The organism is Phenylobacterium sp. FG114 (assembly GCF_057809855.1).
The window spans coordinates 13,838-39,699 of record NZ_JBMDKU010000013.1 but is presented as its reverse complement, the minus strand read 5'-3'; the positions used below and the strand labels follow the sequence as shown (position 1 = coordinate 39,699).

Sequence of the window (25,862 nt, the reverse complement as noted above, 5' to 3'; positions counted from 1 at the left end):
CGCGCTGGGATCGGCGTCCGCGCTTGACTTCGCGCAAGGCGAGGGCCGCCGACCTGCGTCCCACTGCGCGCGAGAGGAGGCCTCCATGGCGCAGCATCTCTTGTCCGACATCCTCGCGGTTCTGGCGGAGGGCCAGGACATGGCGGTGGCCACGACCTTTCCGGACGGCGCGCCGCATGTGGTGACCGTGAGCTACGCGAACGATGGGGTCGCCCTCTACTTCGGCTGCTCGCCGGCATCCCAGAAAGCGCGGAACCTCGGCCGCGACGATCGGGTGGCGCTGACGATCACGCTGCCTTACCGCGACTGGAGCCAGATCCGCGGGCTGTCGATCTGCGGGAGGGCGCATCCGGTTCGGTCCGGCGACGTGCAGACCAGGGTGGCCTCGCTGTTCGCCGCCAAGTTCAGCGAGATCGCTCAGTATGTCGGCGACATGGACGCCGGCGAGATGGCGCTGTTCGAGGTGACGCCCGAAGTGGTCGGGGTGCTCGACTACGGCAAGGGGTTCGGGCACGTGGAACATGTCCGGATACTTGAACGTGACCCGCCGCGCACGGCGCGTCTCCCGCCCGAGTCGGCGCCGCCCTCCGATGGCGCCGCCGCCTTGGGTCTGACCCCATGAGTTCGCCCATCCCCGGCGCCGGGCGCCCGAGGCGTTCGTTGCCCCTCGCGGCGTTCGGCCTGTTTTGCCTGATCGCAGGCGTCGGCGGATTGGCCGCCCTTTTCGTAGCCGTCTACGGCGATGCGCCGGCCAACGGCGTCTGGTCTGTCAGGCTCGGCCTGGCCGGCAGCCTGCTGGCGTCCGCGGCGGCGCAACTCCTCGTGCTGGTCGGGGGCTGGGCCATCTGGCGCGGCCTTCGCGCCCGCTAGGGCGGTCGGATCGCTTGACGACCGTCAAGGCCGCACGGGCGGCCCTGCGCCACGCTTCAGCCTCCCATTGGAGATCGCCATGAGCTTTCGCGACATCCTCGTCCAGGTGGACGATTCCGCGGCCGCAGCCCCCCGCGTGCGCGCCGCCGTCGATATCGCCCGCCGCATGCAGGCCCATGTGACGGGCGCGTTCCTGGCCAGCGACATGCCGCCGGAATTCGTGACTCCGGACGAGTCCTACATGACCCTCACGCCCGAGCTGGTCGCCGACCTGATGAAGACCCACGCCGAGACGCTCGAGCGCCGCGGGGAAGCGGCCCGCATGCGCTTCGAGGCCGCGGCCGCCGACCAGGGCGTCCAATCCGAATGGCGGGTTTTCACAGGCGACAGCCGCGGTCAGCTCGTGGCGGCGGCACGCCGCTCGGATCTCGTCATCATGCCGCGCCAGGCCATCGCCTGCCTGGGCCGCGAAAGAGTGGAGGCCGCGCAGGTGGCTCTGGCCTGCGGCGGACCGGTCATCGTAGCGCCCGAGACGGATTTCGCGCCCTCGGTGGGCAAGCGGATCCTGCTCGCATGGAACGGCGGCCGCGAGGCCAGCCGCGCCCTGCGGGACGCCTGGCCGCTGATCGCCGACGCCGACGAACTCCACATCGTGGTGGTTTCGCCGAAGGGCGAGGGTGGTCCCGACGCGGGCCTCCAGCGCCTGCTGGAACACCATGGCCAGGCGGCGAACCTGATCGTCGACCCCAGCCCCGACGGCTCGGCCGGCGAGGTGCTGGCCCGCCAGGCGGTGGTGCTGGACGCGGACCTGGTGGTGATGGGGCTCTACGGGCGGCCGCGGCTGCAGGAGCTCGTGCTGGGTGGGGCGAGCCGCGATATGCTGGCTCGACTGCCGGTTCCCCTCTTCTTGTCGCACTGACCCCGGCGCCGAATCCGCAGCGAGGCTGCCCATGAGACGGATGCTGCTGGAACGTCCGCGTGTCCCGCTGGTCGCGGAGGTCTGCGCGGATCCCGAGCCCGGGCCGGGAGAGTTGCGCCTCAGGGTTCGGGCCTGCGGCGTCTGCCGAACCGACCTGCACATCCTGGATGGCGAACTCGAGACGAAGGGGCCCGTCGTGCCCGGCCACGAGATCGTGGGGGTCGTCGACGCCATCGGACCGGGTGTGAGCGGCGCGGTCCTCGGGGAGCGACGCGGCGCGCCCTGGCTCGGCGGCGCATGCGGCCGCTGCGTGTACTGCCGGGAAGGGCGCGAGAACCTCTGCGACGCCGCCGAGTTCACGGGCTGGTCCCGGGACGGCGGCTACGCCGATCGCGTGATCGTCCGGGCCGACTACTGCTTCCCGCTGCCGCCGGGCCTGGAGGACGCTGTCGCCGCCCCGCTGCTCTGCGCGGGCCTGATCGGGTTTCGCGCGTGGCGGCTCGCCTGCGAGGCGCATCCGGTGGCGCGCCTTGGGCTCTACGGCTTCGGAGCCGCCGCCCACCTGCTCGCCCAACTCGCCATATCCGAAGGCCAGGAAGTGTATGCGTTCACCCGCCGGGGCGACGAGGGGGCACTGGGCCTGGCGCGCCGCCTCGGTTGCGCCTGGGCCGGCGCGTCGGAAGACGCCGCGCCGAAGCCCCTGGACGCGGCGATCATCTTCGCGCCGGTCGGCGCCCTTGTGCCCGCGGCGCTGGGCGCCGTGCGCAAAGGGGGAACGGTGGTCTGCGGCGGCATCCACATGACCGACATCCCGGCCTTCCCCTACCGGCTGCTCTGGGAGGAACGCCGGCTGCTGTCGGTGGCCAACCTCACGCGGCAGGACGCGTTGGACTATCTTCCGCGCGCGGCGGCGGCCGGGGTGCGGCCGCACGTGGTGAACTACCCCCTGGCCGAAGCCAACCAGGCGCTGAGCGACCTGCGCGCCGGAGCCTTCGCCGGCGCGGCGGTGCTGGTTCCCTGAAGGCGCCGCTCAGGCGGGCTCGGCGGTCGCCAGGCCAGACGCCCCTTTCGTGACCGCCGCACGCCCATAGCGGAACTCCGGTCCCTCCAGATCCACCGCAGGCAGCGCCTTGCGCTCTGCCCAGTAGTCCTGGGTATGCCGCCATTCCGTCGCCTCGCCCCGCCGCGGGAGCCGGTGTTCGCCCCGCAGCAGGTAGCCCGGGTTGAAGTTCTCGGGCTCGACCCAGGAGAACCGCGCCATGTCTCGGTCCTGCGGACGCAACGTCACCTCCACCGTGTCGGCGCCACGCTCCGTCATGTGGTTCAGCAGGCGGCAGACGAAGTCCGCGACCAGGTCGACGCGCAGCGTCCAGCTCGCCCGGAAATAGCCGAAGATCCAGGCGAGGTTCGGCAAGCCGGTAAACATCATTCCGCGGTAGGTGACGGTCTCGGCCGGATCGACCGCATGGCCATCCACCGTGAAGGCGATGTCGCCCAGCACGGAAATCTCGAAGCCGGTAGCCGTGACCACGAGATCGGCATCGAGCGTGCGCCCGTCGGTGAGCCGCACGCCGGCTTCGGTGAAGGCCTCGATCTCTCCGTCCACCACCGAGGCCTGGCCGGCCTGCACGCACTGGAAGAGGTCGCCGTCGGGCACGAAGGCGATGCGCTGGCGCCAGGGCAGGTAGCGCGGCGTGAAATGCCGGGCGGTGGCCTCTGGGCCGACGAACGCGCTCACGCCGGCGAGCAGTTCCGCCTTCACGGCGTGGGGCTCGGCGAAGGCTCTCTGGGTGAATGCGTCCTGGTCGTGCAGGATCTTGCGGCGCACGATCTCGTGGGTCCAGGCCGGCTCGACCTCGAGCGCGTTCAGCGTATCCGCCAGTTCGTTGGCGTTGCGGCCGGGGATGAAGTAGGTCGGCGACCGCTGCAGCAGGGTGACGTGGGCGGCCTCCGGCGCGAGCGCCGGCAACAGGGTGGCGGCCGTGGCGCCGGAGCCGATCAGCAGGATCCGCTTGCCGCGCCAGTCCAGGTCCTCGGGCCAGGTCTGAGGATGGACGATGCGGCCCCGATAGTCGGCCATGCCCGGCCACTCCGGAGTGTAGCCCGCCTCGTGGCGGTAGTAGCCCTGGCACATCCACAGGAAGCCGGCGGTGAAGGTGGCCCGCGCTCCGGTGTCCGACTGTTCCGCCTCGACCGTCCATTGCGCGGCGGCGCTGTCCCAAGCGGCCGTCAGGACGCGGTGGCGGTAGCGGATGTGCGGGGCCAGGTCGTCCTCGGCGATGACTTCCCCGAGATACCGCTGGATTTCCTCGCCACTAGCGATGGGAGTCCCGGTCCAGGGCTTGAAACGGTAGCCGAAGGTGTAGAGGTCGCTGTCCGAACGCACGCCCGGATAGCGGTGGGTGCGCCAGGTGCCGCCGTAGCCGTCAAGGGCGTCCAGGAGGAGGAACGTCTTGCCCGGACACTGCTGCTTCAGATGGTGAGCTGCGCCGATGCCGGAAATCCCGGCCCCGACGATCAAGACGTCTACATGCTCCGGCGACGCTCGGCCAGGACCCATTGCGCCATCCATCTCGCTCTCCTCACTCGTTTCGGGAAAGCCTATTCCGTTGCCGGGCCGTTGCCTTGATCTGAGTCAAAAAATGACGGGGGCGTCACCTTTGATCCGGTGGGCGGTTAGGCGCCGATGGTCACGTGATCGTCCACCGCCGTCACGCCGGGCGCGCTCCAGGCCGCCCGTTCGACGATGTCACGCTCATGCCAAGCGCGGACCTTGCCGTCGAGCCGCACCTTGCCGTCCTGCACCGTGATAACGATGTGGTTCGCCTCGACCTCGGCCTGGCGTCCCAAGGCCTCCTCGATGCGGCGCTTGATGTCGCCGACGGCGACCTTGGGCTTGATCATTATGAGGTTGGTGAGTCCGCGGACGCCCTCCAGCCGGCGCAGGCCGGCCTCAGCAGCCAGGCGCTGATAGGCCCACTCGACATCGCCGCTGAGGCTGACCCATCCCTGCTCGACCTTCACCTTGATGGCGTTCTTCGGCAGGAGCGCGTCCCACTCCAGGATGTTGGCCACTTGGATGGCGATGGCGTCGTCGCTGTGCACATCGCCACTCGGCTGCACGATCAGGTCTTCGACATAGCCGCGCACGCCCTTGACGCGCTTCACGGCGCTCTCGATGGCGGACTTCTGGGCGAAGCTTGCCACCCGTCCGTTCAGGTGGACGATGCCCTTGTTGACGCTCACGCCGATGTGGGCGGCGTCGACGCTGGGTTGGAACTGCAGCTCGTCCTCCACGAGCTTCTTCACGAACTTGTCGTCCATGACGTCACCTCGGTTCAGGCCTCAATTGGCCCATCGAAACCGTGCGCGCGCGCCGCGAGGCCGCCTTGCGGGAAATCAAGCGGCGTCGGATTGATCTTGCGCAAGGCCGGGAGGCGAGGGCGCGCTAGGGTGAAAGCGCTCCAGCCGCCCCCGGCGGTGGAGGAGCGGGGCCGGGTCCACACCGGAGTCTGCCCACCGCGTCCAAAGCCACGACACGAGGACGGTGGCGGCGGATCAAGCCACTTGGGCCGGGCCTCCCGCCCGTGAGGGAGGCCCGGCCGCGGTCCGCGCAACGCAAATCCCATCCATGAGACGCGGGTCCGGTTGTCAGGGCGCCTTGGTCGCCATGGCTCTCAGTTGCGAGCCCGAACCCTCAGGCGGACCCCGTCGGCGACCTTGTCGGAGGGAAAGACCACCACGGTGTCCCCCGCCGCCAGGCCGCGGCGAATTTCCGCCGCCGCATCGGTCATGGCGCCCACGTCCACCGGGACGAGCCGGGCCTGGCCCCCCTCGACGCGGTACACAGCCCAGCGACGGCCGTCGCGCACCAGGGCGCCGAGCGGCGCGGTGACCGCCTGGGGTTCCCGGCGCAGGAACACGCGCCCCCATAGGCGATAGCCCGGACCCAGCCGGGACCAGCGCTGCGGGTCGCCCGTGAACTGCAGGAGGACGAGCACCCGCTGCTCCTCCACGCCCAGCGCAGAGACCTTCGTGAACCCTTGAGGCTCCACGCGGCGCACCAGGGCGGGGATTACGCCGTCTCCGCCCCAGTCGAAGACCTCGGCCGTCATGCCTTCGCGGATCCGCACGGCGTCCTGCGTCAGGAATTCGACGGCGGCCTCGAGCCCGCGCTGGTCGCCGATCTCGACCATGGGCGCGCCCACGGCGACGGTGCGCTCGCTCTGCTGGAGGACGCGGGTCACATAGCCTGAGGCCGGCGAAGTCACCGCGAGCGCGCGGCGGCCCGCGGCCTCCGGCTCCAGCAAGGCGGCCTCGGCGGCGGCGAGCTCGGCGCGGCGCACGCCCAGCTCCGCCACGGCGGCCCGCAGGTCGGCGCTGGCGGCGCGGGCTTCGGCCTCGCCCGCCTCCAGCGCCTGGCGGGTCGCATATCCCTGCGCCGCGAGCGCGCGCAGGCGGCGCACGTCCTGGTCGGCCCGAGTGGACATCGCCGCCGCCTGTTCCCGATGCGCGACGGCGGCGGCGACGGCCGCGCCCGCCGCCGCCCGCGCGGCCTCGGCTCTTGCGCGGGCGCGAGGGTCCAGAAGGTCTGCGGTCGCGGGCCAGATCCGGGCGACGACCGTCGTCCCGGCCGTCACGTGGTCGCCCACCCGCAGGTCGATCCGCTGCAGGCGCCCCGCGACGGGCGCGGCCACCACATAGGCGTCGCGAACCTGGGCGTAGCCCTGGTCGGCGACCGCGTCGGCGATCGGGCCGCGGACGACCTTCGCGACGTCGGCGTCGACAGGGCGAGGGGCCAGCAGCAGGGCGATCGCCACGATGACCAGTGCGACGACCGCGCCGCCGACGACCCACCGCATCCAACGCACCTTCGGCATCGGCTACTCCCTGGTCTTCAGAACGGCCACGAGGTCGAAGCCCCAGATGCGTCGGGCCACCGGCACGGCGGCCAGGGCCACTGCGCTGAGGTAGGCCGCGATCGAGATCCCATAGCTGCGCGCGCTGATCACGGCCGGCAGCCGCACCTCGTCCCGGCTGTAGGCTGCGACGAGCCCGTGCGCGAGGGCCTGGCCTCCCAGCACACCCAGCGGCGCGGCGAGGAGGGCCAGGATGGCCAGCTCACCGATCAGGATGTAGGCGCAGTCCGCCTGGCCGAACCCCAGCACCCGCAGGGTGGCGAGGTCCCTCGCGCGCTCGGACAGGGCGATACGGCAGGTGTTGTAGGCCACGCCGAACGCGATGGCCCCGGCGAAGCCGACGTAGAAGCTCACCGTGACCCGGAAGGCCTCGGCCATGGCCTGGCGCCAGTTCGCCACGGTCTCGTCGCGCGACGAGGCGCCCGCGATCTGGGGGACGCGGGCGACGGCGCGATAGAAGGCCGGTCGGGCGTCGTCGGCGACCAGAAGCTGCGCGCCGCTGGCCACGTCGCCTTCGCCCATCAGGCGGTTCAGTTCCCGGCGGGGCATGTAGGCGGCGAAGCCGCTGTAGTCGCGCGCCAGGCCGGTGACCGGCAGGTCGGCGGTCGGCGCAGAACCGTCCAGCACCTCCACCCGCACCAAGTCGCCGGTGGCCAATCCGAGGCGTCCCGCGAGGGCCTCGCTGACGATGACGCCGCGGCCGCGGAAAGGGATCGGCCGCTCCAGGGCGTCGAGGGGGCGCTGCAGGCGCGCATCGGACTCCAGCCCGACGATACGCGTCAGTTCCTCGCGGCCCCCGGCCTTCAGCCGCACCGCCACCACGCGTACGGGCTCCGCGGCGTAGGCGCCCGGCAGTCGCGCCACCTCGGCCATGGCGGCGACGCTGCGGGCCTCGACGAAGCCGATGGCTTCGCTCCAGCTTTGCGCGCGGTAGTAGGCCTGATCCACGACCCGATCGAGGCTGTCGAACAGGAATTGGGTTCCCACCAGGAGGGCCAGGCTCGCGGCGAGGCCGGATGCGGCAAGCGCGCCGCGGAGCGGGAACCGCTCGAGGTTGCGCACGATGATGCGGGTCGCCTGGTCCACGCTGGGCCCGCGCACGACGCGGTCCAGAACGCCGGGCCGGTAGGCGGCCGGGCGGAGCGGCTGCATGGCGATGGCGGGGGAGAGCGACGCGGCGCGCCGCACGGCCGCGAACGACCCGGCCAGGGTGGCGCCGAGGGCCACCGCGGTGGCCGCTCCGAACGCGGGCCAGTGAAAGCTTGCCGCCAGCACGGGGAAGCGGAAGTACTCGCGGTACTGCTCCACGACCGCGGCGGCCAGGGCCCCGCCCGCGAGGCCGCCGGCCGCGGCGCCGAGCACACCGATGACGGCGGCCAGGCGCAGATAGGGCGCGGCGGCCTCGCCATCGCGATAGCCGAACGCCTTGAGCAGGCCGATCTGCTCGCGCTCGGCCTCCACGAGGCGCGAGACCGTCAGGTGAACGAGCGCCGCGGCGACGGCCAGGAATATGGGCGGCAGGATGGTCGCGGAGGTGGAGAGCTCCTTGAGCTCCGCGGCGAGGAAGGCATGCGATGGCTGGTCTGCGCGCGCGTAGGCGGCCCGCCCGCCATAGGGCGCCAGCCTGCGGTCCAGCGCCGCGAGCGTCGCGGCGACCGAGGCGCCCGGCGCGAGCTTGAGGGCCACGCTGTTCACCGTCCCGCTCATGGCCGCCGCGCGTTCCACGACCGGACGTGGCGCCCAGAGCACCGCCTGGTGGGCGTCGTCCGGCATGAATGACTCCGGCGCAGGCACATATACGAACTCGGGCGACAGAGCCGCGCCCACGACCGTGAAAGTCACCGCACGGCCGTTGATGACGGCCGTCAACCGATCGCCGAGCGATACGCCCGCGGCGTCGAGGAACGTCTTCAGCGCCACGACCTCGCCGGGTCGCTGCGCATCCGGCAGACGGCCGCGAACCAGACCGATCCGATTCAGGGCGCGACGTTCGTCGTCGGGCAGCGAGATGAGTCGCACATTGGCGGGTCGCGCGAGCCCGGGAACATTGACCAGGCCCGCCTCGACGATCCGCGCGTCGGCGGCCACGACGCCCGGCAGGTGCGCCAGGTCCTTGGCCTGAGACACCGGGATCCGCTTGGCCTGTGCGAAGATATCCGCGAAGCGGCTCTGCATGTAGAAGGCGTCTTGCGCCTTGGTCAGCGCGCGCTGCGCCGAGAGCGACATCACCGCCACGGCCACGCCACAGGCCGCGAGCAGACCGACGGCCAGCAGTTGCCACCTCAGCCGCCAGAGGTCGCGCAACAGCTTGCGATCGAGCGGCGCGAGCGTCACCAGCGCATCTCTCGCGGAGAGAGCTTCTTTGGGTTGCGAGCCACCTCCTGGATCTGGCCGTCGCGGAACCGGATCACTCGGTCGGCCAGCCCGGCGATGTCGCTGTTGTGCGAAACGATCATGGTGGTGGCTCCGACGTCGCGGGTCACCTCGACCAGCGCTTCCAGCACCTGCACGCCGCTCTCGCTGTCGAGCGATCCCGTCGGCTCGTCGCAAAGCAGGAGCTCGGGCCGCTTGGCGATGGCGCGGGCCACCGCGACCCGCTGCTGCTGGCCGCCGGACAGCTGTGCGGGGAAATGGTCGAGCCGGTCGGACAGGCCGACGCGCGCCAGCGCCTCCTCGGGCGGCATGGGGTCGGCGGCGATCTCGGTGATGAGGGCCACGTTCTCGCGCGCCGTCAGGCTCGGGACCAGGTTGAAGAACTGGAAGATGAAGCCGACGGATCGGCGCCGGTAGCGGGTGAGCTCCGCATGGCTGGCCGCGCAGAGGTCCTGGCCGTGGAAATGCGCCGACCCGCTCGTCGCGCCGTCGAGCCCGCCCAGGATGTTCAGGAGCGTCGACTTGCCGGATCCGGACGGACCCAGGAGGACGATCGTCTTCCCGGCCTCGATGCGCAGGTCGACGCCGCGCAGGGCATGCACGTCGCCGGCCCCGGTCCGGTAGACCTTGGTGAGGCCACGGATCTCGAACGTCGCGGGTGGATCCGGGCGCGCCTGGGGCATCATCTGGTCCGCTTAACGGTCGCTGCGCGACCCCGCCTTGACCTCACTCAAGGGTGGTGGGCTGTGGCCGACCGAGCGCCGGCTCAACCGAAGTCCACGGCCCCGAGCAGCATGGAGATACGGCCGTCGCCCCACATCGGGAGGAGCAGGCGCGCGTAGGCGGGGCCGCCCTCGTCGGCGTCCACGCGCCAGCCGGTGGGACGGCCGGCTTCGAGCGTGGCGCTGCACTGCGCCCGCAGGAAGGCGAGGGGGCGCGGTAGCTCTGTCTCGTCCAGGAAGCAGCCTTCCAGCCCGGCGCCGCCGAGCTCGGTCCCGACCGAAGCGAACCGGAAGCGCTCGGGCTCGGCAAAGGCGTCCACCAGGAACAGGCGGTCGGCCAGGTCAGGCAGCTCGGTCGGCCGGTAGTCGTCCCAGAACGGCATCTGCGCGGAGCCGCGAAGCAGGCCGCGCCAATAGGCGTCCACCCGGGCGAGGTCCGGCGACAGATGGGTGGGCTTGGGGAAGGGATGATGCATGACGGGTCCACCCGAGACGCGCGCCGGCCGCGCAGTTGGCGACAGGATGGGGCCCGGGCGGGCGCCGCGCCTTGAGCGAGGTCAATGGCGGGCGTTGACCTCGCTCAAGGACGCCGACCGGCGGCGATCGCAGTCTTGGGGCAGAGGACGCCATGCCCCTGATCGTGACTGTGACCCCGAACCCCGCCGTCGACGTGTCTACCTCGGTCGCGCGGGTCGAGCCCGTGCGCAAATTGCGCTGCAGCGCGGCGAGCCGTGACCCCGGTGGCGGCGGCGTCAACCTGGCCCGCGTGGTGAGCCGGCTGGGGGCCAATACGCTGGCGCTCTACACCAGCGGCGGCCTGGCGGGGCAGGAGTTGCAGGCGCTCGTGGCGCGCGAGGGCGTGGAGAGCGTCGTCGTTCCCATCCGCGGCGAAACGCGCGAGGACTTCACGGTCTTCGACGAGACGACGCGTGAGGACTACCGGTTCGTGCTGCCCGGGCCGCGCGTCGCCGAACGGGAATGGATGGCCTGTTTGAAGGCCCTGGCGTCGATTGAGCGCAAGGCCGACTACATCTGCGCGAGCGGCAGCCTTCCTCCGGGCGCCCCGGTCGACTTCTATGTCCGCGTGGCCGAGATCGCCGAGATGCATGGCGCCCGCTTCGTCCTCGACACCTCGGGGCCTGCGCTGAAGGCGGCGCTGCAGGAGCGCGTTCACCTAGTGAAGCCGAACCTCAGCGAGCTGCGCGAGTTGGTCGGCGGCGCGCTCGACGAGGAGCCCTCCCTGATCGCCGCCTGTCGCGAGTTGATCGCCGGAGGCCGCACCGAGGCGGTCGCGCTGACGCTCGGCGCCGACGGGGCGTTGCTGGTGACCGACGAAGCCGCATGGCGCGCCCGCCCACTGCCCTTGCGGGCCGTCAGCACCGTCGGCGCTGGGGATAGCTTCCTGGGCGGCATGGTCTGGGCGATGGCGGCCGGTCTCGGTTTGGCTGAGGCCTTCCGCCACGGCGTGGCGGCTGGTGGGGCCGCGGTTTTGGTTCACGGCGCGGAGTTGTGCCGCCCGGACGACGTGCGCCGCCTGCTGCCGGAGGTCGTCATCGAACCCGCCGGCACCGCGGCCTCCGCCGGAGCGCGAGCCAGCCAGTGACAGGAGGAGCCACGATGTACACGGGACTGACCCACGCGGTCCGCGCCGAGCTTTCCGCGCTGGCGACCACGGGTGTCGACGCCGCCATGGCGGACGGCATCGTCACCCTGAGCGGTGCGGTGGCCGACGAGGCGACGCGTCGCCTCGTCGAGCGGCGGCTGTTGGCGCTGCCCGAGGTGGCGGATGTCCACAACTACCTGGCGGTGATCCCTGGGTGCGCCGCCAGCGGGCCCCGCCTGCTCGAGGCGCTCGCGGCTGCGCGGGTGGACGCATCCCGGATGTGGGTCTCGATCGCAGGCGGCGTGGTCACCTTTTCGGGGCAGGCCCGCAGCCCTCAGGACCGCGACCGAGCCGGGGCCCTGGCATGGACCCTGCCGGGAGTTTGCGAGGTGGTGAATCGCCTGGCGGTCAGCGAACCCGGCTAGGGGGCCAGAGGAGGGTGGCGTCAAGACAGCCTAGCTCGCCGCCGCCGCCCCGCTCGTTGATCGAGCGCAATGTCAGCGGCTCCCCGAGCGGTCAGGTTGCCTAGAGGAACGTACCGGGATTTCGAATGACTACTGACCTCGACCACGCGCTTGGCAAACGTCTTCGGCAGCGGCGGCGGCTGCTCGGCCTCCGGCAACGGGACCTCGCCGCCTTGTGTGGGGTGCGCTTCCAGCAGATCCAGAAGTACGAATGCGCCGCCAGCCGAATTTCGGCGGTCATGCTGTTCAAGCTAGCGCGAGCCCTGGACGTGGAGGTGGGCTATTTCTTCGCCGGCGTCGCCGACGGCGTCGAGGGCGAGCCTAAGTCCTGGCGTGAGGGGACGTCCCTGGGTTGATTTTCCTACCTTGCCGCGCGGTGGGGTGGTAATGTCTCGCCTTGGGATCTGACGTCGTGGGCGGGCGCCATGAGTTGGTTCACGCTGACAGAGAATATCCGCCGCTACCAGCAGCTGCTGTCTGGGCGCCTCGACGCGCAGCGCCGTCGAACCATCGAGACCTTGCTGGCCGAGGAAAAGGCCGCCCTGGCGCGCGCACTCAACGAACCGGACACCACGCCGTCCCAGGCGCCCAGCGGTCGTCCGAGCGCCTGATCCCCCCGTCGTGAGGCCTGCACGGGGCCACGAGCGTCAGGCGGGGGCCCGTCCAAAGCGCCGCCAGAGCTCGACGCTCCGCAACAGGTCTTGGATCGTCACGATGCCGACCACAGTCCCGCCGTGCACCACCGGCATCCGCTGCACCTGCAACGCCTGCATCCGCTCCAGGACGCCGCCGGCGTCGTCGAGCAGCGCCGCGGAAGGCGTCTCGGAGGCGGGACGGCAGATGTCGCCGAGCGTTGTCCGCGACCAGGCCTCGCGAGGTACGCGGAGCACATCTTCCGGCGTGACGACGCCAATCCACACTCCGTCGCGCTCCACCGGATAGAGGCCATGGCGGCTGCTCAGCAGGCGCTCGTCGACGAACCGATCGAGGGTGTAGGCGGCGGGCGCCCGCTCGACCTCAGGGGCCATCAGCTCCGCGATCGCATGCCCTGCGAAGAGACGCCGCGCTTCCAGATCCTTGCGCGCCCCTCGCGCGGCGCTGTGGAGGAACAGGCCGATGAGGATCCACCACAGCCCGGTGGCCGCACCTGCCGTGAAGACGGTCATGAGGCCCAATGCCATCAGGCCGATTGCGAGCACCTCCCCGGTGCGGGTCGCCCAGCGGGTCGCCTTCGCGAAGTCGCGCGTCGACATCCAGATCAGCGCGCGCAGCACGCGGCCGCCGTCCAGCGGGAAGGCCGGGGTCATGTTGAACGCCGCCAGCACGAGGTTGAGGGTCGCGAGGTAGCCGCTCGCCAGGATCAGCTCGCCCGGCCCGCCCGCCGCCTGCATCTCGCCGGAGAGGCCGCCGAGGGCAATGCCGAGCGCGACGCTGAGGGCCGGGCCGGCGAGGGCCATGGCGAGTTCGGCGCCTGGCCGCCTCGGCTCCTCCGCCAGCTCGGCCACCCCGCCGAACAGGAAGAGCGTGATCCGGTTCACCGGCACGCCCAAGGCGCGGCCGACGAGGGTATGGGCCAGCTCATGCAGCACGATCGAGGCCGAGACCAAGAACGACGGCTCCAGCCGCCAGCCAATAGCCGCCTCGAGGCAGGCCGGCGTACAGCGCGGGCAGCTCACCGGCGGCCAGGGACCAGGCGATGAACAGGGCCATCAGGAGCCAGCTCACGTGGATGCGGATCCTGACGCCAAGGATATTGAAGCCGGTCGCATGGGTCGGGATCAGGTTCGGCATAGCGGCCTCAGCCCTCCGCTCGCGCGAGGCGCGGCTGTGGCCCGGCGGCCGCCTCCGCCTCGCGTACCACGGCGAGGGTCCTGGAGAGGCTCTGCGGGTTGACGCTCATGGCGTCGATCCCGAGTCGCGTGAGGAACGCGGCGATCTCCGGGTAGGTCGCGGGAGCCTCCCCGCAGATCCCGACGTGGCGCCCGTGCCGATGGGCGCCGTTCACGGCCTGGCGGAGCATCTCCAAGACGCCGGGATCACGTTCGTCAAAGTCGAAGGCCACGGCGTCGGAATCGCGATCCACCCCGAGGACGAGCTGGGTGAGGTCATTGGAGCCGATCGAAACGCCGTCGAACAGCTGCGCGAAGGCGTCGATCTGGATGACGTTGTTGGGGATCTCGCACATGACGTAGACCTCCAACCCGTCCTTCCCTCGCGCCAGGCCGTGGCTGGCCATGGCGTCCAGGACGCGCTGCGCCTCCTCCACCCTGCGGCAGAAGGGGACCATCACCTTGACGTTGGCCAGGCCGAGATCGCGGCGTACCCGCGCCAGCGCCTCGCATTCCAGGGCGAAGCCGTCGGCGTAGAGGGGATGGGCGTAGCGGGACGCGCCGCGGAAGCCGAGCATCGGGTTCTCCTCCGCGGGCTCGAAGCCGGCCCCGCCGAGCAGCCGGGCGTACTCGTTGGTCTTGAAGTCGGACAGCCGCACGATGACCGGCCGCGGAAAGAACGCCGCGGCGATCAGGCCCACGCCTTCCACCAGCCGCGCCACGAAGTAGTCGCGCGGCGAGGCGTAACCACGGCTGAGCCGGGCGATCGCCGCGCGGTCGCGGGCCGAACTCACGCGATCCGGGTGGGCCGCCGCCATCGGGTGCAGGCGGATCGCCTCGCCGATGATGAACTCCAGTCGCGCGAGGCCGACGCCTTCGCTCGGCAACTGCGCCAGCCTGAGCGCGAGGTCGGGCTGGGCGAGGTTGAGCATGACGCGGGTCCGGGTGGGTGCGACGCCGCCCATCTCCACGCGTTCGACCTCAAACGGCACGTCGCCGGCATAGACCCGGCCGGTCTCGCCCTCGGCGCAAGAGACTGTGATCCGGGCGCCGTCCGTCAGCACGCGCGTGGCGTCGCCCGCGCCCACGACGGCGGGAACGCCCAGCTCGCGGGCCAGGATCGCAGCGTGACAGGTTCGGCCGCCACGGTCGGTGACGACGGCGGCGGCCTGCTTCATCACCGGCTCCCAGTCGGGATTGGTGACCTCGGCGACCAGAACCTCGCCGGGCCGGAAGGCCCTTAGGTCCGCGTGTCCGCGCACCACCCGGACCTGTCCGCTGGCGATGCGCTCGCCCACCGCCCGGCCGGAGGCGAGGACGGGGGCGGAACCCTTGAGGCGGAAGCTCTCGAGGGTGGCGCTGCGCTGGGACGCGACAGTCTCGGGCCGCGCCTGGACAATGTAGAGGCGCCCGTCGGCGCCGTCCTTCGCCCACTCGATGTCCATCGGCGTCGGACGGTCCGCCCGGGTGGAATAGTGATCTTCGATCCGCAGCGCGGTCTCGACGAGTTGCAGCACCTCTTCGTCGGTCAGGCAGAACCGCTCGCGCTCCGAGCGCGGCACGGGACGTGCGCGCAGGCCTCCTCGACCGCCGGCGCCGCGCCAGCCCATCCGGCTCTGCTTGCCGCCCAGGCTGCGCTTGAGGACGGCGCGCTTCCCCGCGCGGAAGGTGGGCTTGTGAACGAGCCACTCGTCCGGGTCCACGCGGCCCTGCACGATGGTCTCGCCCAGCCCATAGGCCCCGGTCACCAGCACGACGTCACGATTGCCGCTCTCGGTGTCCAGGGTGAAGATGACGCCGCTCGCGGCCTCGTCCGAGGCCACCATTTGCATGACCGCCACCGACAGCGCGACCTTCAGGTGGTCGAAGCCGTTCAGGGTGCGGTAGACGATCGCCCGATCGGTGAAAAGCGATGCGAAGCAGCGGCGGCAGGCTTCCACGAGCGCGCCTTCATCGCGGATGTGCAGGAAGCTGTCGTGCTGGCCGGCGAAGCTGGCGGTCGGCAGGTCCTCGGCCGTGGCGGAGCTGCGCACCGCCACGCTGAGATCGCCGCTGCAGTGGGCGCGCAAGCCGTGAAACGCGGCCACGATCTGCGCCCGCAGGCCGGGCTCGCCGGTGGCCTGGTAGACGATCTCGCGGGCCGACGCCGCGCGTCTCGCGAGCTCGGAGAGATCGGTGACGTCGAGGCCTTCCATCAAGGCCGCGAGCCGGGGCTCGGCGCCGGCTTGCCGCAGAGCCTCGCGATAGGCGTGCGCCGTGATGGCGAATCCATTCGGAACGCGGATCGGTCCGCGCCGCAGCAGTCGGTGGAGCTCGCCGAGCGACGCGGTCTTGCCGCCGACCAGCGGGACGTCCTTCATCGAGAGACTCTCGAAGGTGCGGATTTCGTCGGTGCTCGTCATGGCGCGCTCCCTGGATGACGAGAGCGTCGCCTCCGCTTCGGCGAGGCGCCTTGAGCGGTGTCAATCCGCGCCGCTCGCGCGATTGATCTGCGTCAAGTCCGTGTGGCCGGACGGAAGCGAGGCTGGGCGCACCCATCCCGGAGTTTCACGTGCGAGCCATCCTTGTCCACCGGGCCGCCGCATCGGCCATGGCGCTGCTCCTGGTCGCGGCTCCAGGCTGGGCGGCGGACGTTCCGCAGGATCGTCTGGGCCGGGATCTCCTGCGCCGGGATTGCGCGGCCTGCCACGCGGTCGGCCGCCACGACCGAAGCTCGCGCCGGAACGCGCCTCCGTTCCGCGAGCTGTCGCGCCGCTACGACGTGGACGCGCTGAGCGAAGCGCTCGGCGAAGGGCTGATGACCGGACATCCCGAGATGCCCGAGTTTCGCTTTTCGCCGTCGGAGGTGGACGCCATCCTGGGCTACCTTCGCGGTCTCCAGGCCCCAGCGCCCCGCCGGTAGGCTCAGCCGCCGCGGGAGAATGCGACCGCCACCTCAACCCCTCCGAAAGGCGTGCCGCCCAGTCTGGCATGGCCGCCGAGCTGTCGCGCCAGGGCGTCGATCAGGCCGCGGCCGCTGTGCGGGGCGGGTCGGACTCGACGGCGGTCAGGCTCCTCGGATCTTCAAGGTTTGCCGTGTCCACGGTCGAACTCCTCGACAGGGGCGATCATCGTGCGCGTTCAGCAGGCGCGGGCTCCGTCGCGATCGCCTTGACCATCGTCAAGACGGACCTGCGAACGTCGGCCAAGCGTCAGGCGTCGTTCAGCAAGGGCGCCCGAACGCCCGCCTCGCGCAAACGACCGGCGGCCACCCGAGTGCAGATGTCGGCGCTCTCGAGCGTGAGCCGCGCCCCCGCCTCGAGCAGGTCCATCGGTCCGCGGGCCAGGGCCACCCGCGTCAGATAGCCCGTCCACACCTCCCAGGCGCAGGCGCCGGCCCCGAACATCTCGCTGACGGCGTCGGACGGATCCCAGGCGGCGCAGGCAGAGCGGGCGGCCTCGGCGGTGACGGAAGGATGCGATGCGGTCATGGGCGTCTCCGATCCGACACAAGCTCGGTCCCCGGCGCGAGGCCCGCCTTGACTCGGATCAACCTCGGAGGGCGGGGATCTGGGTCCTGATCAGGATCAAGGTGGCGGCCGCGCCCTGCGTGGATCCTCCGATCCGTGTCGACCCCTGCTGAAACATCGATCGCTGCCGCCCCCGCGGCGCTGCAAGGCCTCTCCGAGGCCGAAGCCGCCCGCCGCCTGGCCGCCCAAGGCCCGAACCGCTTGGCGCCCCCGCGCCGCCGCAGGCTGCCCGAGGTCGTCCGCGACGTGCTGCGCGAGCCGATGTTCCTCCTGCTGCTCGCGGCGGTCGCCGCCTATTTCCTGCTCGGGGATCATGCCGAGGCCGCCTTCCTTTTTCTCGGGGCGCTGGCGACGATCGGATTGGTCGTTGTCCAGGAAGCTCGCAGCGAGCGGGCCCTGGCGGCGCTGAAGGCGCTTGCCGAGCCCACGGCCCAGGTTCTGAGGGCAGGGCGGACGCGCCGAATTCCCGCTGCCGAGCTCGTGACGGGCGACCTTGCCCTGCTCGCCGAGGGCGCCCGCGCCCCCGCGGACGGCGTGCTGGTGGCGGGCGACGTGCTGTCGGTGGACGAGTCCGTGCTTACAGGCGAGTCGGCGCCGGTGGTCCGGACGCCCGCGGCCTGGGCGGAGGGGGAAGCGGTCCCGGAGAACGCCGCGGTCTGGGCCGGCGGACTGGTGGTGCGCGGCCACGGCGTGGTCCGCGTGATGGCGACGGGCGCCGCCACGCGGCTGGGCGGCATCGGCGCCGCGCTGGCCGAGGGACGGGAGCCGCCGACGCCATTGCAGCTGGCCACGCGGCGCGTGGTGGGGTGGCTTGGCGCCGCGGCGTTCGGCCTGACGGCGGTGGCCTTCCTCGCGCATGGCGTGCTGCATGGCGACTGGGTCGGCGGGGTGCTCGCGGCGCTCACACTTGGCATCGCCCTGGTGCCGGAAGAATTTCCCATGGTTCTTGCGGTGTTCCTGGCCCTCGGGGGCTGGAGACTCGCCCAGCGCCAGGTGCTGGTGCGCCGCACGGCCGCCATCGAGGCGCTTGGCGCCGTGAGTGTTCTCTGTGTGGACAAGACCGGCACCCTTACGCGCAACCGCATGCGGCTGGCTGCCCTATGGCGGCTGGAAGGTGGCGTCACCGCCCCGCGCGATCCCGCCGGTCGCGATCTGCTGCACGCGGCCGTGCTGGCCAGCGCGGCGCACCCCTTGGACCCGATGGATCGGGCGCTTCACGCCGCGGCGCGCCGTTGGCGGGGAGCCGGGGCGCCCCTGAGATCCTACCCTCTGCGACCCGATCGGCTGGCGTTCATTCAGGCCTGGCCGGCGCAAGGCGGCGCCGCCTTCGCCGCCAAGGGGGCGCCCGAAGCGGTCTTCCGCCTCTGTCGCCTTTCACCCGCCGCGCGCATGGCCGCCGAAGCTGCCGTCGCCAGCTTCGCACGGAGCGGCCTCCGGGTGCTCGGTGTGGCCACGACGCCGCCTGGCCCCGACGATGGGGGCGATCCCGACCGCGCGCCATTCCGGTTCGCGGGGCTCGTGGCGTTCGAGGATCCCGTGCGCGAGGACGTCCCGCCGGCGCTGGCGGCCGCTGCGGCGGCCGGGATTAAGGTCGTGATGATCACTGGCGACTTCCCGGCCACCGCCCTGGCCATCGCCGCCACTGCCGGGATCGATGTTTCCGGCGGCGTCCTGACCGGCGCCGAGGTGGCCGGGATGGACGACGCGGCGCTTCGAGCGGTTGCCAGGCGAGTGCGTGTCTTCGCCCGCGTGGCGCCGGAGCAGAAGCTGCGGCTGGTGCGCGCGCTACAGGCCAATGGCGAGCGGGTCGGCATGTTCGGCGACGGCGTCAACGATGCTCCGGCGCTGGAGGCTGCGGACGTCGGCGTGGCCATGGGATTGCGCGGGGTCGACGTGGCCCGCGAGGCGTCCGACCTGATCCTGCTCGATGACCGCTTCGCGTCTGTGGTCGCCGGCGTGGCCGAGGGGCGGCGGATCTACGCCAACCTGCAGGCGGCCTTGGCCTATCTCGTCGCCGTTCATATCCCGATGGCGGGGCTCGCACTGTTGCCGCCGCTGTTCGGCGGTCCGCCGGTGCTGTTCCCGATGCAGGTCGTGCTGCTGGAGCTGGTGATCGACCCGATGTGCGCGCTGGTGTTCGAAAGCCGCGGCGCGAACCCGGCCGCCATGCGTCGGCCACCCCGCGCCGCGGGGGCCTCGTTGCTCGCGCCGGGGCGGCTCTGGCTGGCGATCGGGCAGGGACTCGCGCTGCTGGCGGTGGCCTACGCGACACACCTTGCGCTGCTCGGCGCGGGTCTCGAGCCGTCGGCGGCGCGCGCCGCCGCCTTCGTCGCCTTGGTCGCCGCCAATCTTGGCGTGGCGGCCGTGATGGCGGGGGCCGGACGGGCGGCCGACCTGGCGCAGCGCCTGGCGTTCGCCGGGATCGCCGTCGTGGCCGCGGCCGGACTCGTGGCGGCGATCGTCGCGCCGCCGCTCGCGGCGCTGTTCCTCTTCAGCGCGCCGCCCGGCGGTCTGGCGTGGGTCGCGGCGGCCGTGGGCTTCGGTGGCGGGCTGGCCGCGGGCGCGGCCGGTCATCTGCGCCTCCGTACGGATACTTAAGCGGCGCTCCCGAATGGCGGCGGCGCGTCGGGGGACGTTAGCTGGCGCCAACATCGGGAGACAACGCCATGCTCGCCTTCACCGAAACGACCCTCGCCCAACCGGCCCATCCGGCCCTCGTCGCCAGGACCGACTCTGCCCGCGACGCCGAACGCTATCTCCTGATGATGCCCGCGGGTCGGACCATCTGGGTCGAGGATCCGGGGGCGGCCACCGCCTTCGCCTCGATGCGCGAAGCCACGCGGATGGCCATGCGACTGCCGGCCAGCGAGCGGGCCTACGGTCTGCCGCGGGACGCCGAACTCGCCGTCCGACGCGATCACTGAGGCGGGAGCCGGCGGCTATGCAACAGGCGCCTCCTCCCGATCCTGCCCCCGGCGCATCGGCGCAGGTCGCCTCGCGGGCCTACCGTCTGGCCGCCCTGGACACCGATTTCCTTCTGGGCGCCTCGATGCGCGCGACCCGCTTCATGCTGGAGTTCGCCAAGGCCGACGAACTGCTGCGGACCTTCGGCGTCTGCTCGACCATCGTCGTGTTCGGCAGCGCGCGGATCTGCGAGGACGGTCCGGGGCCACAGGCTCGTTGGTACGCGGCCGCGCGGGCCTTCGGCGCTCTGGCGTCGCGACAGGGCGGAGCCCTGCTGACCAGCGGCAAGCACCGGCACAACGTGATCGCCACCGGCGGCGGCCCGGGCGTCATGGAGGCGGCGAACCGGGGCGCGGCCGACGCAGGCGCTGTGTCGGTGGGCTTCAACATCAGCCTGCCGGAAGAGCAGACTCCCAACGCCTATTCCACGCCCGAGCTGACGTTCCAGTTCCACTATTTCGCCATGCGCAAGATGCACCTGGCGATGCGGGCCAACGGCCTCGTGGTCTTTCCGGGCGGCTTCGGCACGTTCGACGAGCTCTTCGAAATCCTCACGCTGCGCCAGACGCGCAAGTCGCCGCCGATCCCCATCGTCCTGTTCGACGAGGCCTACTGGCGCTCGATCCTCAACTTCGAGGGGCTGGCCGCCTCGGGCATGGTCGACGCCGACGACCTGAAGCTGTTCCGCTTCGCCGAAACGCCCGAGGCGATCTGGACCCACCTGCTCGAAGGCGGCCTTCGCGCCGGCGCCGAGCCGATGTGGGCGGTCGGCTCCGACGTCCGAGCCTAGACGCCTACGCTTCGCGACGGCGCGTGAGTTCGGGATCGTCGAGCAGTTTGGCGACCCGCATCCGTCCCAGGTCGGCTTCCGATGGTGCGGCCGTGAACCCGAAAGCTCGCGTCATGCCCAGCATCCGGGGATTGTCCGCCGCGACGTCGCCCCAGACCTCCTTCAGACCGCGGTCGCGGCCGTAGTCGAGGACGGCTTGCAGCAGCAGCCGCCCAAGACCCGCGTTCTGGCGATCGCTGCGAACGAGCAGTGCGAACTCTCCGCTGTCCCCTTGCGGGTCCTCCACGAGCCGCCCGACCCCCAGGATTTCGCCCGCGGCGGTCTCCAGCACCAGGGCCATGTGTCGGTCGTAGTCGATCTGGCAGAGCTGGCGAGCCAGCCGCGGATCGAGGTGCAGCATGCCGCTGCTGAAGCGAAGACGGCGGTCCTCCGGCGTGCAGAGGTCGATTAGCGCGATCAGCCGCGGCGCGTCATCGGGCCGGATCGGCCGCAGGACCAGCGCCTCGCCGCCGCTTTCGATCGTACGGCGCAGGTGGGAGGGATAGGGGAGGATGGCGGCCCGCGCGGTGGCCGCATCGACCGGGCGGACGGCGATACGAGCGTCGATCGCCAGCGCCCCGGCCTCGTCGCAAAGAACCGGATTGAGGTCGAGCTCCACGACCTCGGGAAGGTCGCCGCCCAGCCGCCCGAGCGCCACCAGGATGCGCGCCAGCGCATCGACGTCGGCCGGCGGGCGGTCGCGATAGCCCGCGAGGAGCCGAGCGACCTGGGTGCGCCCGATCTGTTCGCGGGCCAGGGTGAGATTGAGCGGAGGAAGCGCAAGAGCGCGGTCCGCGAGGACCTCCACGGCGACGCCGCCATGACCGACCACGACGACGGGCCCGAAGGTGGGGTCGCGGACCAGTCCGGCCAGCATCTCCCGGGCCCTCGGCCGGATCGCCATGGCCTGGACGAGAAAGCCCGCGAGGCGCGCGTCGGGCCGAGCCGTCTGGAGCCGCGCTTGCATGGCCTGGGCGGCCCGCTCGGTCGCGTCGCGCCCGACCAGACCCAGGGCGACCCCGCCCACGTCCGACTTGTGGCTCACCTGGGGGGAGACGATCTTCAGCGCCACAGGCCGATCCATCTCGGCCGCAGCGTCCCCGGCCAGCGCCGGAGTCTCGGCGAAAGCGATCGGCAGGCTCGGAATGCCGTAGGCCCCGAGCACGGCTTGAACCTCGAGCGGGTCAAGATGGTCGCGTCCGGCGGCGAGCGCCGCGGCGATCACGGCCCGGGCGGCAGGGGCGTCGACCGTGTCGGCTTCACCGTCCGGCGCCTCCATCAGTTGGTCGTGCAGGGTGCGAATGTCGCCGAGCCTGCGGAACGCGTGCACGGCCGCCTCGGGCGATCCGTAGCTGGGGATCCCGGCGGCGCACAGGCGAGCGCGGCCTGCGGCGACACTCGCATCGCCCAGCCACGCGGCGAGTACGGGCTTGCGGGACCCCTTGGCGGCGCTCACCACCGCGTCCGCGGCCTCGCCGCTGTCGGCCACGGCCGTGGGACAGTTGATCACCAGCACCGCTTCGACCTCGGGCGCGGCGAGCAGCATACCCAGGCCTTCCGCGTAGAGGGCCGGCTTGGCATCGCCCAGGATGTCCACGGGATCGCCCACCGCGGCGTTGGCCGGCAGCCGGTTGCGAAGTGTGGTCTGCGTGTCCTTGGACAGGGATGTCAGCCGCCCGCCAACCCGCTCAAGCGCATCCACGGCCAGCACGCCGGCGCCGCCCCCGTTGGTCAAGATGGTCAGGGTCGCGGGGGCGGTGGCGCGCGCGCCGGCGAGCGCAAGCGCCGTTTCGAATAGGGCGTCCAGCCCGTCTACCTGCAGGATGCCGGCGCGATGGAAGGCCGCCGAATAAACGGCGTCGGCGCCCGCCAGCGCCCGAGTGTGGGAGAACGCGGCCTTGGCGCCGGACGCGCTGCGGCCGCCCTTCAGAACGAGGACCGGCTTTTCCCGCGCGGCCACCCGGCCCGCGCTCATGAACTTGCGCGCGTCGCTCAGGCTTTCGACGTAGAGCAGGATCGCCGACGTGGCGGGATCGCGGCCGAGAAAGTCGAGGACGTCGCCGACGTCCACGTCCAGCGAGTCGCCCAGCGTCACGACGTGGGAGAAGCCCAGCCCGTGGGCGGGCGCCCAGTCCAGCGCCGCCGCCGCCACCGCGCCCGACTGCGCCACAAGCGCGATTGATCCGCCCGGTGGCATGGCCCTCGCGAAGCTCGCGTTCACGCCGCGGCCGGGCGACAGCACACCCAGGCAGTTCGGCCCGACGATCCGCAGAAGGTGGGGTTTCGCCGCGTCGAGCAGCGCTTGGCGGCGGGCGGCGCTAGCCGGGTCGTCACCTTCGAAGCCGGCGCTGATCACCACGGCGGCCCGACAGCCCCGTGCGCCCAGATCGGCGATCAGGCCCGGGACGCTTTCGGCCGGCGTCGCGATGACCGCGAGATCGGGAACGTGCGGCAGCTCGGCGACGGTGCGGACCGTCTCGCGGCCGTGGATTGGCCCGCCGCCCGGATTGACGAACATGAGCTCGCCGCCGAAGCCGCCCGTCGCGAGGTTGGCGGCCAGCACGTCGCCCACCGAGCCGGGCCGGCGGCTGGCCCCGATCAGCGCGATGGCGTGAGGCGCGAAGAGGGCGTCGAAGTTGCGTGTGGTCATCGCGTCTAAGTGGCTTGCCCCGGGATGGTCGCCTTGATCCGCCGCAAGCGGGTGGGCTTGATTTTCGTCACTGCGGCGTGCGCGCGGCGTCGTCAGGTTGCCGGCAGGAGACGAGCTTGCCCAGCCCTGCGCGACAACGCGGTGACAGCGCCGCCTTCACACTGATTTCAGGCGGTCGAGCGGTGGGCCGCCGGACGGTCCTGACCGGGGCGATGGCGATGGCCTGCGGCGGGGCCTGGACGGCCGAGCCTGCGCTGTCTGCCGAGGCGCGCGCGGCGATCGTCGCAGAGCTTGACCTTGAACCCGCGGCCGCAGTGTCGTTGTCCGACGAGGCGCTGGTGGCTCGCCTGCTGGCCTATGCGCGGCGCGAGACCGGACAGGCGCTGCGGCCCGCGGCGATCGACAACCGTTGGAGCCTGGCGCCAGGCGCGCGCGACATCGATGCCGAGTTTCGCGCGGCGCGTGCCGACGGCCAGGTGGCGAGCTGGCTCGCGGGCCTCTCGCCGCCGGACCCCGCCTACGACGCCCTGCGCGCCGGGCACGCCCGATACGCCGCGCTCGCGGCCTCCGGCGGCTGGCGGCCCATACCGGAGGGAGCGCCTTTGAGGGACGGCGCGCGCGGCGACCCGGTCGCTGCCTTGCGGGAGCGGCTGTCCGCGGAAGGATATGCCGCCCCCGGCTCTGGGGACGATGAGACCTTCGATTTCCCCCTAGAGCAGGCCGTGCGCGCCTTCCAGGCCCGCCACGCCCTCGCCGTCGACGGCGTGGCGGGTGGTGAAACCCGACGCGCGCTCAACGTGTCCGCGGCGGAGCGGCTTGCGCAAATCGACGCCAACCTCGAACGCTGGCGCTGGCTGCCGCGCCCGCTGCCGGCGGACCGGGTGGAGGTCGACACGGGCGCCCAGGTCGCCGCGCTCTTCCGAGGGGGCGAGGAGGTGCTCCGCATGCGCGCCATCGTCGGCAGCCCGGCCCACCCGACCCCGATGTTCGCCGCCCGGATAGAGGCGGTGGTCTTCAATCCGCCTTGGAACGTTCCCGACTCCATCGCCCGCAACGAACTGCTGCCGGCGGAGGCGCGCCGTCCGGGCATGCTGGCGAGCCTGGGTATCCGCTGGGTGGATGGCCGCCTGCAGCAACGGCCCGGCCCGAACAATTCGCTCGGCCAGATCAAGTTCGACGTGCCGAACCGCTTCGGCGTCTACCTGCACGACACACCGGGCAGGGGCCTGTTCGCCAATCCGGTGCGGGCCTTCAGCCACGGCTGCATGCGGCTCGAAAACCCGCGCGCGCTCGCCGCGGCGTTGCTCGGCGGGGCCGGCATCTCATCGGCCGAGATCGACGCCCGTATCGCAGCGGGGACGACGCGGCGGATCCGGCTGCCGGCGGCCGTACCCCTCTTCGTCGTGCACCGTACCGTGCATCCTTCCGGCGAAGGGCCTCCGGCCTTCCATCCGGACATCTACGGTTGGGATGCGCGGCTGGCCCGCTCCCTGCCGCGCGATTGAGGCGGATCAAACTGGCTCGCCGGCGCCGCGCGCATGCTTAGCCGCATGCTCTCCCCCGTCGCCCTGTCCACCCCACCTGGTCGCGGGCCCCTCTGCGGACCTGAAGCCGCGGACGGTTTGACCTCGCGCAAGGCGTCTCCGCCCCGAGTGGGGAAAGTTGCGGACGTCAGCAACGGAGGTTCCAGATGATCGCCCCTACGCCTGCAAAGGACCTGGTTCCCAACCTGCAGCGCAACGCCATGACGCTGTTCGCGCCGCTGCAACGCGAGTTCAACCGCTTCTTCGACGACCTGGGCGAGGGCTTCGGCGCTCTGACCGAGGCCTCGTTCGCGCCGCGCATGGACGTGGACGAGACGAAGTCCGGCCTGCGGATCACCGTCGAGGCTCCCGGCCTGACGGGCGATCAGATCAAGGTGACCGCGGAAGACGACGTTCTCACCATCAGCGGCGAGAAGACCGCCGCCCAGGAGAAGGTCGACGGCGAGGCCCGCCTGACTGAGCGCAGCTACGGGCGCTTCTCGCGGTCCGTCTACCTGCCCCGTAGCACGGACCCTTCGAAGATCAGCGCGAGCCTGAAGGACGGCATTCTGACCGTAGAGATCCCGAAGCGGCCGGACGCCGAGGCCAAGACCATCGAGATCCAGTCCAAATAGTCCCCCAAGACGGACTGGCGACCTGGACGCCCCGGCCCATTGGGCCAGGGCGT

At 71.6% G+C, this 25,862-nt stretch carries 25 protein-coding genes; 14 read left to right on the top strand and 11 right to left on the bottom strand.

Annotation, left to right across the window (positions count from 1 at the left end):
• The first annotated feature begins 85 nt into the window (after positions 1-85).
• The 4 genes from ACODSY_RS19860 (at position 86) to ACODSY_RS19845 (ending at position 2,810) form a co-directional block, all read left to right on the top strand.
• Positions 86-622: a pyridoxamine 5'-phosphate oxidase family protein gene (locus ACODSY_RS19860; protein ID WP_488953617.1), complete on the top strand. Its 537-nt coding sequence runs from the start codon at positions 86-88 to the stop codon at positions 620-622.
• On the top strand, positions 619-870 hold the full coding sequence (locus ACODSY_RS19855; RefSeq protein WP_488953616.1) for a hypothetical protein: 252 nt from the start codon (positions 619-621) through the stop codon (positions 868-870). The genes ACODSY_RS19860 and ACODSY_RS19855 overlap by 4 nt, the downstream gene beginning before the upstream one ends.
• A gap of 79 nt (positions 871-949) precedes the next feature.
• A complete protein-coding gene (locus ACODSY_RS19850; RefSeq protein ID WP_488953615.1) occupies positions 950-1,789 on the top strand; it encodes a universal stress protein in 840 nt (279 codons plus the stop codon).
• Between the two features lie 31 nt (positions 1,790-1,820).
• A complete protein-coding gene (locus tag ACODSY_RS19845; RefSeq protein WP_488953614.1) occupies positions 1,821-2,810 on the top strand; it encodes a zinc-dependent alcohol dehydrogenase family protein in 990 nt (329 codons plus the stop codon).
• Between the two features lie 9 nt (positions 2,811-2,819).
• Here ACODSY_RS19845 and ACODSY_RS19840 read toward each other — a convergent pair whose 3' ends face one another.
• The 6 genes from ACODSY_RS19840 to ACODSY_RS19815 all read right to left on the bottom strand — a co-directional run bounded on the left by ACODSY_RS19840 (position 2,820) and on the right by ACODSY_RS19815 (position 10,279).
• Positions 2,820-4,361 (bottom strand): flavin-containing monooxygenase, encoded by a 1,542-nt coding sequence (locus ACODSY_RS19840; RefSeq protein ID WP_488953613.1) that lies wholly within the window; start codon positions 4,359-4,361, stop codon positions 2,820-2,822.
• Positions 4,362-4,465: 104 nt separating this feature from the next.
• Complete coding sequence (locus ACODSY_RS19835) at positions 4,466-5,113, bottom strand: BON domain-containing protein (protein ID WP_488953612.1); 648 nt, start codon at positions 5,111-5,113, stop codon at positions 4,466-4,468.
• A 353-nt stretch (positions 5,114-5,466) separates the two neighbouring features.
• Entirely contained in the window at positions 5,467-6,669 is a 1,203-nt protein-coding gene (locus tag ACODSY_RS19830) for an efflux RND transporter periplasmic adaptor subunit (protein WP_488953611.1), read from the bottom strand.
• Between the two features lie 3 nt (positions 6,670-6,672).
• Positions 6,673-9,042, bottom strand: a complete 2,370-nt coding sequence (locus ACODSY_RS19825) for an ABC transporter permease (protein WP_488953610.1) — start codon at positions 9,040-9,042, stop codon at positions 6,673-6,675.
• A complete protein-coding gene (locus ACODSY_RS19820; protein ID WP_488953609.1) occupies positions 9,039-9,764 on the bottom strand; it encodes an ABC transporter ATP-binding protein in 726 nt (241 codons plus the stop codon). The genes ACODSY_RS19825 and ACODSY_RS19820 overlap by 4 nt, the downstream gene beginning before the upstream one ends.
• A gap of 83 nt (positions 9,765-9,847) precedes the next feature.
• Positions 9,848-10,279 (bottom strand): hypothetical protein, encoded by a 432-nt coding sequence (locus ACODSY_RS19815; RefSeq protein WP_488953608.1) that lies wholly within the window; start codon positions 10,277-10,279, stop codon positions 9,848-9,850.
• Between the two features lie 152 nt (positions 10,280-10,431).
• On the opposite strand from ACODSY_RS19815, the gene ACODSY_RS19810 reads away from it, so the two are divergent.
• The 4 genes from ACODSY_RS19810 to ACODSY_RS19795 all read left to right on the top strand — a co-directional run bounded on the left by ACODSY_RS19810 (position 10,432) and on the right by ACODSY_RS19795 (position 12,481).
• Positions 10,432-11,406 (top strand): 1-phosphofructokinase family hexose kinase, encoded by a 975-nt coding sequence (locus ACODSY_RS19810; RefSeq protein ID WP_488953607.1) that lies wholly within the window; start codon positions 10,432-10,434, stop codon positions 11,404-11,406.
• A gap of 14 nt (positions 11,407-11,420) precedes the next feature.
• Positions 11,421-11,831: a BON domain-containing protein gene (locus tag ACODSY_RS19805; RefSeq protein WP_488953606.1), complete on the top strand. Its 411-nt coding sequence runs from the start codon at positions 11,421-11,423 to the stop codon at positions 11,829-11,831.
• Positions 11,832-11,956: 125 nt separating this feature from the next.
• Positions 11,957-12,226 (top strand): helix-turn-helix domain-containing protein, encoded by a 270-nt coding sequence (locus tag ACODSY_RS19800; protein ID WP_488953605.1) that lies wholly within the window; start codon positions 11,957-11,959, stop codon positions 12,224-12,226.
• A 69-nt stretch (positions 12,227-12,295) separates the two neighbouring features.
• The gene (locus ACODSY_RS19795) at positions 12,296-12,481 is read left to right on the top strand and encodes a hypothetical protein (protein ID WP_488953604.1); all 186 of its coding nucleotides are present in this window, start codon (positions 12,296-12,298) and stop codon (positions 12,479-12,481) included.
• A 36-nt stretch (positions 12,482-12,517) separates the two neighbouring features.
• On the opposite strand, the gene ACODSY_RS19790 is transcribed toward ACODSY_RS19795, so the two are convergent.
• The 3 genes from ACODSY_RS19790 to ppsA are packed head-to-tail and all read right to left on the bottom strand — an operon-like array spanning position 12,518 to position 16,101.
• Positions 12,518-13,477, bottom strand: a complete 960-nt coding sequence (locus ACODSY_RS19790) for a site-2 protease family protein (RefSeq protein WP_488953603.1) — start codon at positions 13,475-13,477, stop codon at positions 12,518-12,520.
• Complete coding sequence (locus ACODSY_RS19785) at positions 13,449-13,661, bottom strand: hypothetical protein (RefSeq protein WP_488953602.1); 213 nt, start codon at positions 13,659-13,661, stop codon at positions 13,449-13,451. Before ACODSY_RS19785 ends, ACODSY_RS19790 begins: the two co-directional genes overlap by 29 nt.
• A gap of 7 nt (positions 13,662-13,668) precedes the next feature.
• Positions 13,669-16,101, bottom strand: coding sequence for a phosphoenolpyruvate synthase (gene ppsA, locus ACODSY_RS19780; protein WP_488953601.1), 2,433 nt, complete (start codon positions 16,099-16,101; stop codon positions 13,669-13,671).
• Positions 16,102-16,250: 149 nt separating this feature from the next.
• On the opposite strand from ppsA, the gene ACODSY_RS19775 reads away from it, so the two are divergent.
• Positions 16,251-16,601 (top strand): c-type cytochrome, encoded by a 351-nt coding sequence (locus tag ACODSY_RS19775; RefSeq protein WP_488953600.1) that lies wholly within the window; start codon positions 16,251-16,253, stop codon positions 16,599-16,601.
• 289 nt (positions 16,602-16,890) lie between these two features.
• On the opposite strand, the gene ACODSY_RS19770 is transcribed toward ACODSY_RS19775, so the two are convergent.
• Positions 16,891-17,169, bottom strand: a complete 279-nt coding sequence (locus ACODSY_RS19770) for a hypothetical protein (RefSeq protein WP_488953599.1) — start codon at positions 17,167-17,169, stop codon at positions 16,891-16,893.
• Positions 17,170-17,304: 135 nt separating this feature from the next.
• On the opposite strand from ACODSY_RS19770, the gene ACODSY_RS19765 reads away from it, so the two are divergent.
• The 3 genes from ACODSY_RS19765 to ACODSY_RS19755 all read left to right on the top strand — a co-directional run bounded on the left by ACODSY_RS19765 (position 17,305) and on the right by ACODSY_RS19755 (position 20,962).
• Positions 17,305-19,806: an HAD-IC family P-type ATPase gene (locus tag ACODSY_RS19765; RefSeq protein WP_488953598.1), complete on the top strand. Its 2,502-nt coding sequence runs from the start codon at positions 17,305-17,307 to the stop codon at positions 19,804-19,806.
• Between the two features lie 68 nt (positions 19,807-19,874).
• Positions 19,875-20,132, top strand: a complete 258-nt coding sequence (locus ACODSY_RS19760) for a hypothetical protein (protein WP_488953597.1) — start codon at positions 19,875-19,877, stop codon at positions 20,130-20,132.
• A 17-nt stretch (positions 20,133-20,149) separates the two neighbouring features.
• On the top strand, positions 20,150-20,962 hold the full coding sequence (locus tag ACODSY_RS19755; RefSeq protein WP_488953596.1) for an LOG family protein: 813 nt from the start codon (positions 20,150-20,152) through the stop codon (positions 20,960-20,962).
• A 4-nt stretch (positions 20,963-20,966) separates the two neighbouring features.
• Here ACODSY_RS19755 and ACODSY_RS19750 read toward each other — a convergent pair whose 3' ends face one another.
• Positions 20,967-23,651, bottom strand: a complete 2,685-nt coding sequence (locus ACODSY_RS19750) for a bifunctional acetate--CoA ligase family protein/GNAT family N-acetyltransferase (RefSeq protein WP_488953595.1) — start codon at positions 23,649-23,651, stop codon at positions 20,967-20,969.
• Between the two features lie 116 nt (positions 23,652-23,767).
• Between ACODSY_RS19750 and ACODSY_RS19745 the strand changes: the two genes are divergently transcribed.
• Together ACODSY_RS19745 and ACODSY_RS19740 are read left to right on the top strand one after the other, a co-directional pair.
• A complete protein-coding gene (locus ACODSY_RS19745) occupies positions 23,768-25,156 on the top strand; it encodes a L,D-transpeptidase family protein (protein WP_488953594.1) in 1,389 nt (462 codons plus the stop codon).
• A gap of 185 nt (positions 25,157-25,341) precedes the next feature.
• Positions 25,342-25,809: an Hsp20/alpha crystallin family protein gene (locus tag ACODSY_RS19740; RefSeq protein WP_488953593.1), complete on the top strand. Its 468-nt coding sequence runs from the start codon at positions 25,342-25,344 to the stop codon at positions 25,807-25,809.
• Positions 25,810-25,862 lie beyond the last annotated feature (53 nt).